The sequence below is a fragment of the Streptomyces sp. NPDC001668 genome (genome assembly GCF_042893155.1).
In the GTDB taxonomy this organism is placed as follows: domain Bacteria; phylum Actinomycetota; class Actinomycetes; order Streptomycetales; family Streptomycetaceae; genus Streptomyces.
On sequence record NZ_JBIAUQ010000010.1, the window covers coordinates 313,923 to 324,799 of the forward strand.

A 10,877-nucleotide genomic window follows, 5' to 3' on the forward strand; every position below is an offset into this window, starting at 1 on the left:
GTACGTGATGTGCGCCCTATGCGCGGGCTCACATGGTCTCCACAGCAGCCTCACCAGCAGTTGCTGACGCAATGCTCTGCGTGAGGGTCCTCCGCCGGGAGGAGGAGATGCAGGTCCCCGAACTCGTGCCACAGGTACCGCCGGCGCAACGCCTCTTCGTAACCGCGGTCGATCGCCGCCCGCCCCGCGACCGCCTCCAGCATCAGCAGATGCGAGGCCTGCGGCTCGTGCAGCCCCGTCAGCAGCCCGTCCACCACCCGCACCCCTCGCTCCGGGGTCACGACGAGATCCGTCCACCCCTCACGCGCGCGTACGATCCCGTCGGCCCCGGCGGCCGACTCCACGGCCCGCACAGCCGTCGTCCCCACGGCGACGACCCTGCCGACCCCGGCCCGCACCCCGTTGATCAGCCGCGCGGAGGCCTCCGGCACCGAGAACCGCTCCGGATACGGCGGCTCGTGCGCCTCCGCCGAGGCCACCCCGGTGTGCAGCGTGACGGGGGCGAACCGCACGCCCCGGCTCACCAGCTCCGCCACCAGCCGCGCGGTGAAGGGCCGCGCCGCACTGGGCATCTCCGCACTGCCCGACCCGTCGCCGGACGGCAGCGCGAACACCGTCTGGTAGACGGACAACGGCTGGTCCCGCTCCGTGTAGGCGTACCGAATCGGCCGCCCGTGCTCCCGCAGCAGCCCGGCCACCTCCCCGCCGCGCACCCGTGCCCACCACAGCCGCCCGCTCACCGCCTCCTCCAGGACCAGCCGGCCACCCCCGGGCAGCCGCACCTGCGTCCCCGCGGGCCCGCCCGCACGCGCGCGCGTGGTCCCCCTCCCGTCGGGATCCCGCAGCTCGACCGCCCACCGGCCGTCGTCCCCGCGCGTGGAGAAGTGCACCACCACACGCGCGTGCCCGATCCGCCCGTCGACGGCCGCGGCCAGCGTGGGGGAGGTGTTCACCACGAGCAGGTCCCCGGCCCGCAGCAGCCGCGGAAGCTCCCCGAACGAGTGGTGCGACACCTCGGTGCCCCGCGACACCAGCAGCCGTACGGCGTCCCGGTCGAGCCCGGGCCCGCGCTGCTCGGCCGGCACCCGAGCCGACAGTTCCTCCGGCACGCGTACCGCGAGCGTCATCGCCCCTCCAGCAGCGCCGGGGCCCCGTACCGCCCGCTTGCCGGCCGCTCGTCCAGCAGCCGCAGAAACGCCGGTACCACGCTCGCCGGCTCGGGCCGTGGGCCGGTGTCGTCCGGTACGGCCGCCGCGTACAGGTCCGTAGCCATGTCCCCGGGGTCGACGGCCCACACCCGCAGCCCCGGCTCCTCCGCGCCCAGCACCGCCGCGAGGTGGTCCAGGGCGGCCTTCGACGCCCCGTAGCCGCCCCACGTCTCGTAGGCCTCCGAGGCGGCGTCCGAACTGACCGTGATCACCGTGCCGGCCTCCGCCGCCCGCAGCAGCGGCAGCGCCTCCTGGACCAGGCCCAGCGCGGCCACGACGTTCACCTCCAGCGCGCGGCGCAACCCCTCCAGGGGCAGCTCCTCAAGACGCGCCAGCGGTTCGGCGCCCAGCGCGCTCGCGTTGTTCACCAGCAGGTCGACTCCGCCGAGCTTCCAGGCGGCCGCCACCAGCTCGGAGCGGTGCGCCGGATCCGTCACGTCCCCGGGCAGGGCCGTCACCCGGGTCCCGTGCGCGGCGAGCGCGGCCGCCGACTCCCTCAGCACCTCCGCCGCCCTCGCGTCGAGCACCAGGTCCCAGCCCCGCGCGGCCAGCGCCTCGGCGAGCGCCCGTCCCAGCCCCTTCGAGGCCCCCGTGATGATCGCTACCGGCATGTCGCACGTCCCCTCGTCCTCCACGCCTCCTGATGGGCGTGCCCCCAACGTAGGAACGGGAGCGCCCCTGCCGCCTCGGACGCGGGCCGCAGAGCGGCGAGGCCCTTCGCCCTAGGTCCCCCGCCCTACCCGGAGGCGGTCACAGGTCCGATCCGCGCTGTCACACCCCGCCCGTACGCTGAGGTCATGAGTCAAGGCCCCCGGTCCGGCCTCGCCGCGGTGAGCTCCGCGCTGCTGGCCATGAGCAGGCATCTCGAGGTGCGCGACGTCCTCAAGACGATCGTCGCCTCCGCCCGCGAGCTGCTCGACGCGCAGTACGCCGCCCTCGGCGTCCCCGACGACCACGGCGGCTTCGCCCAGTTCGTGGTCGACGGCGTCAGCGACGAGCAGTGGAAGGCCATCGGCCCCCTCCCGCGCCAGCACGGCATCCTCGCCGCGATGCTCCACGAGGCCACCCCGGAGCGCCTCGCCGACGTCCGCAAGGACCCCCGCTTCGAGGGCTGGCCCTCCGCCCACCCCGACCTGGTCGACTTCCTGGGCCTGCCGATCCGCGACGGCGACGAGGTCATCGGCGCCCTGTTCCTGGCCAACAAGAACTGTCCAAAACCGGAAGGCAGTTGCGGCTTCACCGAGGAGGACGAGGAACTGCTCTCGATCCTCGCGCAGCACGCCGCCATCGCCCTCACCAACGCCCGCCTCTACGAACGCAGCCGCGAGCTGACCATCGCCGAGGAGCGCTCCCGCCTGGCCCATGAACTGCACGACGCGGTCAGCCAGAAGCTCTTCTCCCTGCGCCTGACCGCCCAGGCAGCCGCAGCCCTCGTCGACCGCGACCCGTCCCGCGCCAAGGGCGAGCTGCACCAGGTCGCCGTGCTCGCCGCCGAGGCCGCCGACGAACTGCGCGCCGCCGTGGTCGAGTTGCGCCCCGCCGCCCTGGACGAGGACGGCCTGACCGCCACCCTGCGCACCCACGTCCAGGTCCTGGACCGCGCCCACACCGCCCGCGTGACCTTCGCCGCCCGCAGCTTCCGCGCCCTGCCCGCCGCCCAGGAGGAGGCCATGCTGCGCGTCGCCCAGGAGGCCCTGCACAACGCGCTGCGACACTCGGGCGCCGAGCATGTCGACGTGACCCTCGACCGGCGCGGCTGCGGAGCCGTCCTGCGGGTCACCGACGACGGCAGCGGCTTCGAACCGCAGGCGGTCCGCCGCGCGGGACGCCACCTCGGCCTGGTCTCCATGCGGGACCGCACCAACGGGGTCGGCGGCAAGCTGACCGTGGAATCGGCGCCCGGCAAGGGCACCACGATCGAGATGGAGGTCCCCGGTGGCTGACGCGATCAGGGTCCTGCTCGTCGACGACCACCAGGTCGTCCGCCGGGGACTGCGCACCTTCCTCGAAGTGCAGGACGACATAGAGGTCGTGGGCGAGGCCGCCGACGGCGCCGAGGGTGTCGCGCGCGCGGAGGAACTGAAGCCCGACATCGTCCTCATGGACGTGAAGATGCCGGGCATGGACGGCATCGACGCCCTGCGCAAGCTCCGCGAACTGCACAACCCCGCGCGCGTGCTGATCGTCACCAGCTTCACCGAACAGCGCACGGTGGTCCCGGCCCTGCGCGCGGGCGCCGCCGGCTACGTCTACAAGGACGTCGACCCCGACGCCCTCGCCGGCGCCATCCGCTCCGTCCACGCCGGGCACATCCTGCTCCAACCCGAGGTCGCGGGCGCCCTGTTGTCCCAGGAGGAGAACAACTCCGGCCAGGGGAGGGGCGGTTCGCTCACCGAGCGGGAGCGCGAGGTGCTCGGGCTGATCGCGGACGGCCGCTCCAACCGGGAGATCGCCCGCGCGCTGGTCCTCTCCGAGAAGACCGTGAAGACCCACGTCTCGAACATCCTGATGAAACTCGACCTGGCGGACCGGACACAGGCGGCGCTGTGGGCGGTTCGTCACGGAGTGGCCGGATAGGACTTCATACTGTCGTGGGAATGTCCCTCGGATGGCGCATCCTCTGTGGATCTCCACCGTTCTCCAGTGCGTGCTGCGGCGACTGCCGCGGCAATCGTTAGGGAGGGCTCAGAAGTGAAGAACCTGAAGAAGGCAGCGGCCGTGACGATGGTGGCCGGCGGGCTGATCGCCGCCGGAGCCGGTATGGCCTCCGCCACCGACGGGGCGCACGCCGACGGCAAGGCCGTGGGCTCGCCCGGCGTCGTCTCGGGCAACCTCGTCCAGGCGCCGGTGCACGTCCCGGTGAACGCCGTGGGCAACAGCGTGAACGTCATCGGCGTGCTGAACCCGGCCTTCGGAAACCTCGGCCTCAACCACTGACGTCCCGCGCCGAGCGGGCAGTGACTTCGGCCTCCCGGATGCGTCACGCACCCGGGAGGCCGGTCCGTTTGCCGGGCGAATGAGCCCCTGAAGTCAACGGCGACTTGAGGGACCCTTGGTGCTGCCCGTGGGCGCCGGCACACGCCGCTCAGCTGCACCCACTCAGGGGCGCGGGGAACTGCGCGACCAGCCACGACGCACCCGCACCGCACAACTCACCGCACCCCTCGCTCCCGCTCCTCCACATACGCGTTGTACGCGGCCACCTGCGCCCTGCGGGCCGTCCTCTCCACCGGCCTCAGCGCCTCGGACCGCGCTCCCATCTCCCCGGCGGTGACGGCCGCCCCGTGTCCGTTCTCGTACGCCAGCGACACCAGCAACCCCACCCGCTGAGCCAGCTCCAGCACCCGCACCGCGCGAGGCGGATACCCCGGCGCAAGAACCTCCCGCCCCCGCTCGGCCCGAGCCCGGTACGCCCCGAGCGCCGCCTCCGCCACCGGCCCCGACGCGGCCACGTCCAGCCGCGACAACACCTCCGTCGCCTCCCGCAGGGCCTCCGCGAGCTCCCGCTCCGCCTCGCCCAGCGAGGGAACGTCCGCCGGCGGGGCCTCCCGCACCGGCAGCACGTGCCACACCACCTCGACATGCACATCACCCGAGGGCCCGGCCTCGAACACCTCCGGAACCAGGCCCAGGGCGGCGCCGTGGCAGACCACCGCCTCCTCCGCCTCCAACGCCCGCGCGTTGAACTCGGGCGGCCCGCTCAGCCCCAGCGGATGCCCGGGCGCGGGCAGGGCCACCCGAAGGCCGGTGACCCCGAGCGACCGCAGCCGCCCGAGCGCCAGCGTGAGACCGACGGCCGAGGTCTCCCCGGGCAGCCCCTCCACCCGGTGCACGGCATCGTCACCGACGATCGCCAGTACGGCGTCGTCCGGCGAGACAAGTCCGGCCAAAAGGCCGTTTCCCCAAGCGGCAAGGCGTCCAGAGCGCGGTTCCGAGAGCATGCCCCCAGCCTAAGGACCGGACCGATGGACGGGAGCAGCCGACCGGTGGCGTAGATTTCTTCGAGGGCTGCGCCCAAAAGCGCGCACGCGACAGCCGAGACGTCGACACCGTCACACTGCAAGGGGAGACAACGCGCTCATGAGCGATGTTCTGGAGCTTCAGGACGTATCCGTGGTCCGTGAGGACCGGGCTCTGGTGGACCAGGTCTCCTGGTCGGTCAAGGAGGGCGAGCGCTGGGTCATCCTCGGCCCCAACGGCGCCGGCAAGACCACGCTCCTGAACCTCGCCTCCAGCTACCTGTACCCCAGCAAGGGCACCGCCACCATCCTCGGCGAGACCCTCGGCAAGCCCGGCACCGACGTCTTCGAGCTGCGCCCGCGCATCGGCATGGCCGGCATCGCCATGGCCGACAAGCTCCCCAAGCGCCAGACCGTCCTGGAGACCGTGCTGACCGCGGCGTACGGCATGACCGCCGGCTGGCAGGAGGAGTACGAGGACATCGACGAGCAGCGCGCCCGCGCCTTCCTCGACCGCCTCGGCATGAGCGACTACCTGGACCGCAAGTTCGGCACCCTCTCCGAGGGCGAGCGCAAGCGCACCCTCATCGCCCGCGCCCTGATGACCGACCCCGAGCTCCTCCTCCTCGACGAGCCCGCCGCCGGCCTCGACCTCGGCGGCCGCGAGGACCTGGTCCGCCGCCTCGGCCGGCTCGCCCGCGACCCGATCGCCCCCTCGATGCTCATGGTCACGCACCACGTCGAGGAGATCGCCCCCGGCTTCACCCACGTCCTCATGATCCGTCAGGGCAAGGTCCTCGCCGCGGGCCCCCTGGAGCTCGAACTCACCTCCCGCAACCTCTCCATGTGCTTCGGCCTCCCCCTCGTCGTCGAGCAGGTCGGCGAACGCTGGACCGCGCAGGGCCTGCCTCTGTCGTGATCACGTGAAGTCCCCGCAAAAACACGGGTAAGAAGCCCGTCCACGCTCCATCGCGCCCTGTCGGCGGCAGTACCCCCGGACCTACCATGACCATGTGAACGACATCGACGCATGGGTGTGGTGGCTCGTCGGCGCGGCAGCGCTCGGAATCCCGCTCGTGGTGACCGCGATGCCCGAGTTCGGCATGCTCGCGGTCGGCGCCGTCGCGGCAGCGGTCTCGGCCGGCCTCGGTGGTGACGTCGTCGTCCAGGTGCTCGTCTTCGTCGCCGTCTCGGTGGCCCTCATCGCCGTCGTACGGCCCATCGCGAACCGGCACAGCTCCCAGCGGCCCCAACTCGTCACAGGAGTCGACGCGTTGAAGGGCAAACAGGCCGTCGTCCTGGAGCGCGTCGACAGCGCGGGCGGCCGGATCAAGCTCGCCGGAGAGGTCTGGTCGGCCCGCGCCCTCGACACCGGCCGTGCCTACGACGTGGGCCAGGAAGTGGATGTCGTGGACATCGAAGGAGCCACGGCGATCATCATGTGACCTCGCAGGATGCAACTGAACCGAACGCACCACGAGTTGCACGACGGTCTGTCAGACTCGACCAGCAAGATCTTCAACAACCATAAGATCTTCCGAAAACGCCGAGGCGGAGAAGGGCACGGGGAGCACGATGGAACCGGTCATCATCGTCTTGATCATCCTGGTGGTGTTGGTCTTCATCGCCCTGATCAAGACGATCCAGGTCATCCCACAGGCCAGTGCGGCCATCGTGGAGCGCTTCGGCCGCTACACGCGGACACTCAACGCGGGACTGAACATCGTCGTCCCGTTCATAGACACCATCCGCAACCGCATCGACCTGCGTGAACAGGTCGTGCCGTTCCCGCCCCAGCCGGTGATCACCCAGGACAACCTGGTCGTCAACATCGACACGGTCATCTATTACCAGGTCACCGACGCCCGCGCCGCGACCTACGAGGTCGCCAGCTACATCCAGGCGATCGAGCAGCTCACCGTCACCACCCTCCGCAACATCATCGGCGGCATGGACCTGGAGCGGACCCTGACCTCCCGCGAGGAGATCAACGCGGCCCTGCGCGGCGTTCTCGACGAGGCCACCGGCAAGTGGGGCATCCGCGTCAACCGCGTCGAGCTCAAGGCGATCGAACCGCCCACCTCCATCCAGGACTCGATGGAGAAGCAGATGCGCGCCGACCGGGACAAGCGCGCCGCGATCCTCACCGCCGAAGGTACGCGCCAGGCCGCCATCCTCACGGCCGAGGGTGAGAAGCAGTCCCAGATCCTGCGCGCCGAGGGCGAGGCCAAGGCGGCCGCCCTGCGCGCGGAAGGCGAAGCCCAGGCCGTCCGCACGGTCTTCGAGGCGATCCACGCCGGCGACCCGGACCAGAAGCTCCTCTCCTACCAGTACCTCCAGATGCTCCCCAAGATCGCCGAGGGCGACGCCAACAAGCTCTGGATCGTCCCCAGCGAAATCGGCGACGCCCTCAAGGGCCTCTCCGGAGCGATGGGCAACTTCGGCATGGGCGGCGGCTCGAACGGCGGCAACTCCGGCTCGGAACGCCGGGAGACCCCGAAGATCGACTGACATGCGTACGGAACTGGGCTCACCTCGCCGGAGGTGAGCCCAGTTCTGCTTCCGGCCACGGCCTAGGCGGCCTCTCGGGCCAGCCAGTCCGGCAGCGCGGAGAAGTCCTCGTGCCCCAGGGACAGCAGCATCGCGTCCGCCGGAGTCGGCTCGAACGGCTCCCGCAGCAGCGGCATCCCCGCCTCCGCCGGAGTCCGGTTCGCTTTGCGGTGGTTGTCCTCCGCGCAGGAGGCCACCGTGTTCAGCCAGGTGTCCTGACCACCCTGGGACCGCGGCACCACGTGGTCCACGGTCGTCGCCCGCCGCCCGCAGTACGCGCACCTGTGCCGGTCACGCACCAGAACACCCCGCCGGGACCACGGAGCTTGTCTTCGGAAGGGCACCCGTACGTACCTGCACAGCCTGATCACCCGGGGCGCCGGTATGTCGACCGCGGCTCCGCGCATGCGCAGTTCGGGGTGGGACTGCTCGACGACAGCCTTGTCCTGAAGCACCAGAACGACGGCTCGATTCAACGTCACCGTCGACAGCGGCTCAAAGCTCGCGTTCAGTACCAGCGTCTCCCGCATGACCAGCCCACCTCCCGTTGCGTACCGGCCCACCCCTGGCGGGCTTGGGCTTGGATCAACTCTGGCCGGGCACGCCGAGATGGACAACGCAATAAAAAGTGCCCGCCTCTGATCAATTCCAAGACCAGAGGCGGGCAAACGCTCAATGAACGTCAGTCTTCGGCGGGCACCTCGTACTCACCGATCAGCTGAGCGCGCGCGATCGCGTGGAAGCGCAGGTTGAAGCCCACAAAGGCGGGAGAGGCGTCGGAATCCGGCCCGAGCTTCTCCTGGTCCACCGCGTACACGGTGAAGACGTACCGGTGCGGTCCGTCCCCGGGCGGCGGAGCCGCCCCACCGAAGTCCTTCGACCCGTAGTCGTTCCGCGCCTGTACGGCACCCGCCGGCAGCCCTTCGAACGTGCCGCTGCCCGCACCGACCGGCAGCTCGGTCACCGAGGCCGGAATGTCGAACACGACCCAGTGCCAGAACCCGCTGCCCGTGGGCGCGTCGGGGTCGTAGCAGGTCACGGCGAAGCTCTTGGTCTCCGGCGGGAAGCCCTCCCAGCGCAGCTGCGGAGAGGTGTTGCCGGCCGCGTAGACCTGAGCGTCCTTGAGCGTGCCACCCTCCTGCACGTCCTCGCTCGTCACCGTGAACGACGGGACGGGCGGATGGAAGTCATGGGGGAGCGGCCGCCGCTTGAGCTCGGTCACCTCGGTACCTCCTGATCGATTACCGGAATCAGCAGTTCCGAGCCTAGAACCAGTTGCGCTTGCTGCCGACCTCGGACAGCCACTGGTTGAGATAGGCGGCCCAGTCGGTCCTCTGGTAGTCGTGCAGACCCACCTGGAAGGACCGGAAGGTGTCACTGCCCTCGCTGAACAGCCCCGGCTTCTTGTCCATCTCCAGCACGACGTCCATCGCGTTGCCGTCGGCGACAAAGCTCAACTCGACCTGGTTGAGCCCGCGGTACTGCTGCGGCGGGAAGAACTCGATCTCCTGGTAGAACGGCAGCTGCTGACGCGTCCCACGGATGTGGCCACGCTCCAGGTCCGCGTTCTTGAAGCGGAAGCCGAGCTGCATGAAGGCGTCCAGGATCGCCTTCTGCGCCGGCAGCGGGTGCACGTTGACGGGGTCCAGGTCACCGGAGTCCACGGCCCGCGCGATCGCCAGCTCGGTCGTCACGCCGACGTTCATGCCGCGCAGCGCCTGGCCGTCGATCATCGTGATCGGCGTCTCCCAGGGGATCTCGAGCCCGAACGGCACCGCGTGCACCGCGTTCGCCTGAAGCGTGAAGGCACCACCGAGCGAGACCTTCGTGAACTCGATGTCCTGCTTGTACTCCTGGTCGCCGCTCTCGACCTCGACCCTGGCCTGGAGCCCGACCGACAGCCCCTCGATCTCCTGGTCGACGGACCCGCCCTGGATCCGCACCTCGCCCTGGACGACACCACCGGGGACGACATTGACCTCGGTCAGCACCGTCTCCACCGAAGCCCCACCGGCCCCCAGGCTCGCGAGCAGCTTCTTGAACGCCATGTCTCTCCTCTTAGAACGCGCGGATTCCTGATCCCTACAAACGCGATCCGGCCGTGGTCGGTTCCGCGCCCTCACCCTGGCAAGCGGACGGACCCTTGACCACCCCTTGGCACACACCCGTCTGGACTACGCTCGTTTGCCATGATCACGCCCCCGGACCGTACGCCACTGCCACGAGAGTTCTTCGACCGCCCTGTACTGGAAGTCGCCCCCGACCTCCTCGGCCGCACCCTCGTCCGTACGACCCCCGACGGCCCGATCGCGGTGCGCCTCACTGAGGTCGAGGCATACGACGGCCCGAACGACCCCGGCTCCCACGCCTTTCGCGGCCGCACGGCCCGCAACGACGTGATGTTCGGTCCGCCGGGGCATGTCTACGTCTACTTCACGTACGGCATGTGGTTCTGCATGAACCTGGTGTGCGGACCGGAAGGCCGGGCGAGCGCCGTCCTGCTCCGCGCCGGAGAGGTCCTCGAAGGAGCCGAACTGGCGCGCAAACGTCGACTCTCGGCCCGAAATGACAAGGAACTGGCCAAAGGACCGGCCCGCCTGGCCACCGCCCTGGGCGTGGACCGGGCCCTGGACGGCACGGACGCGTGCGCCCCGGGTGACACCCCACTGAGGGTGCTCACCGGTACCCCGGTCGCCTCCGACCAGGTACTCAACGGTCCGCGGACCGGGGTGGCCGGCGAAGGCGGCGTGCACCCCTGGCGGTTCTGGGCCGCCAACGACCCGACCGTGAGCCCCTATCGGGCGCACGTCCCGAGGCGCCGCTCAAGTTGACTCGCTCTTGGAAGATGCGTAACGTGGCCCGAGCCGCTTGACCCGGTTACGGCGATCGCCAGCAGCCGAGAGCGGCCAAACCACTACCTACGACTTCCCCTCAGCGGGGGCGATTTCGGCGTGCTTGCATGCCCGAATTCGAACTCGCGGAACTCGATTATGAGTTGGCGAGGGAATCGGCTAACGTAGTGAATGTCGAAAGGCCCCGCCGACAGGGAATCAGGCCCGAAAGGATCTGATAGAGTCGGAAACGCAAGACCGAAGGGAAAAGCCCGGAGGAAAGCCCGAGAGGGTGAGTACAAAGGAAGCGTCCGTTCCTTGAGAACTCA

Annotated in this window: 13 protein-coding genes; 7 read left to right on the plus strand and 6 right to left on the minus strand. The window is 70.2% G+C overall.

The features are described 5' to 3' along the window. Positions 1–50: 50 nt before the first annotated feature. The gene (locus ACFYZ8_RS29015) at positions 51–1,127 is read right to left on the minus strand and encodes an S-adenosylmethionine:tRNA ribosyltransferase-isomerase (protein ID WP_388538071.1); all 1,077 of its coding nucleotides are present in this window, start codon (positions 1,125–1,127) and stop codon (positions 51–53) included. Further along, complete coding sequence (locus ACFYZ8_RS29020) at positions 1,124–1,819, minus strand: SDR family NAD(P)-dependent oxidoreductase (RefSeq protein WP_388538072.1); 696 nt, start codon at positions 1,817–1,819, stop codon at positions 1,124–1,126. The genes ACFYZ8_RS29015 and ACFYZ8_RS29020 overlap by 4 nt, the downstream gene beginning before the upstream one ends. Before the next feature lie 186 nt (positions 1,820–2,005). Here ACFYZ8_RS29020 and ACFYZ8_RS29025 point away from each other — a divergent pair, with 186 nt between their 5' ends. From ACFYZ8_RS29025 to chpE, 3 genes are all read left to right on the plus strand, one after another. Next, the gene (locus tag ACFYZ8_RS29025; protein ID WP_359038598.1) at positions 2,006–3,151 is read left to right on the plus strand and encodes a GAF domain-containing sensor histidine kinase; all 1,146 of its coding nucleotides are present in this window, start codon (positions 2,006–2,008) and stop codon (positions 3,149–3,151) included. Next, positions 3,144–3,785 (plus strand): response regulator, encoded by a 642-nt coding sequence (locus ACFYZ8_RS29030; RefSeq protein WP_388538074.1) that lies wholly within the window; start codon positions 3,144–3,146, stop codon positions 3,783–3,785. Before ACFYZ8_RS29025 ends, ACFYZ8_RS29030 begins: the two co-directional genes overlap by 8 nt. 114 nt (positions 3,786–3,899) lie before the next feature. Continuing rightward, positions 3,900–4,145: a chaplin ChpE gene (gene chpE / locus ACFYZ8_RS29035; RefSeq protein WP_356112674.1), complete on the plus strand. Its 246-nt coding sequence runs from the start codon at positions 3,900–3,902 to the stop codon at positions 4,143–4,145. Between the two features lie 215 nt (positions 4,146–4,360). On the opposite strand, the gene ACFYZ8_RS29040 is transcribed toward chpE, so the two are convergent. Further along, positions 4,361–5,149 carry a hypothetical protein gene (locus tag ACFYZ8_RS29040; RefSeq protein WP_388538076.1) on the minus strand — a complete coding sequence of 263 codons (789 nt, stop codon included), beginning with the start codon at positions 5,147–5,149 and terminating at the stop codon, positions 4,361–4,363. Positions 5,150–5,288: 139 nt separating this feature from the next. Here ACFYZ8_RS29040 and ACFYZ8_RS29045 point away from each other — a divergent pair, with 139 nt between their 5' ends. The 3 genes from ACFYZ8_RS29045 to ACFYZ8_RS29055 all read left to right on the plus strand — a co-directional run bounded on the left by ACFYZ8_RS29045 (position 5,289) and on the right by ACFYZ8_RS29055 (position 7,678). Beyond that, entirely contained in the window at positions 5,289–6,086 is a 798-nt protein-coding gene (locus tag ACFYZ8_RS29045; RefSeq protein ID WP_030318316.1) for an ABC transporter ATP-binding protein, read from the plus strand. A 94-nt stretch (positions 6,087–6,180) separates the two neighbouring features. Beyond that, complete coding sequence (locus ACFYZ8_RS29050) at positions 6,181–6,612, plus strand: NfeD family protein (RefSeq protein ID WP_388538078.1); 432 nt, start codon at positions 6,181–6,183, stop codon at positions 6,610–6,612. Positions 6,613–6,742: 130 nt separating this feature from the next. Further along, positions 6,743–7,678: an SPFH domain-containing protein gene (locus ACFYZ8_RS29055; protein ID WP_359038607.1), complete on the plus strand. Its 936-nt coding sequence runs from the start codon at positions 6,743–6,745 to the stop codon at positions 7,676–7,678. A 62-nt stretch (positions 7,679–7,740) separates the two neighbouring features. Here the strand turns inward: ACFYZ8_RS29055 and ACFYZ8_RS29060 are convergent, their stop codons facing one another. The 3 genes from ACFYZ8_RS29060 to ACFYZ8_RS29070 form a co-directional block, all read right to left on the minus strand. Further along, on the minus strand, positions 7,741–8,247 hold the full coding sequence (locus tag ACFYZ8_RS29060) for an HNH endonuclease (protein WP_120052820.1): 507 nt from the start codon (positions 8,245–8,247) through the stop codon (positions 7,741–7,743). Positions 8,248–8,399: 152 nt separating this feature from the next. Beyond that, positions 8,400–8,939, minus strand: coding sequence for a YbhB/YbcL family Raf kinase inhibitor-like protein (locus ACFYZ8_RS29065; protein WP_388538080.1), 540 nt, complete (start codon positions 8,937–8,939; stop codon positions 8,400–8,402). Positions 8,940–8,982: 43 nt separating this feature from the next. Continuing rightward, positions 8,983–9,765 (minus strand): sporulation protein, encoded by a 783-nt coding sequence (locus ACFYZ8_RS29070; protein ID WP_359038612.1) that lies wholly within the window; start codon positions 9,763–9,765, stop codon positions 8,983–8,985. 141 nt (positions 9,766–9,906) lie between these two features. Here ACFYZ8_RS29070 and ACFYZ8_RS29075 point away from each other — a divergent pair, with 141 nt between their 5' ends. Continuing rightward, positions 9,907–10,548 (plus strand): DNA-3-methyladenine glycosylase, encoded by a 642-nt coding sequence (locus ACFYZ8_RS29075; RefSeq protein ID WP_359038614.1) that lies wholly within the window; start codon positions 9,907–9,909, stop codon positions 10,546–10,548. Positions 10,549–10,877: the final 329 nt, after the last annotated feature.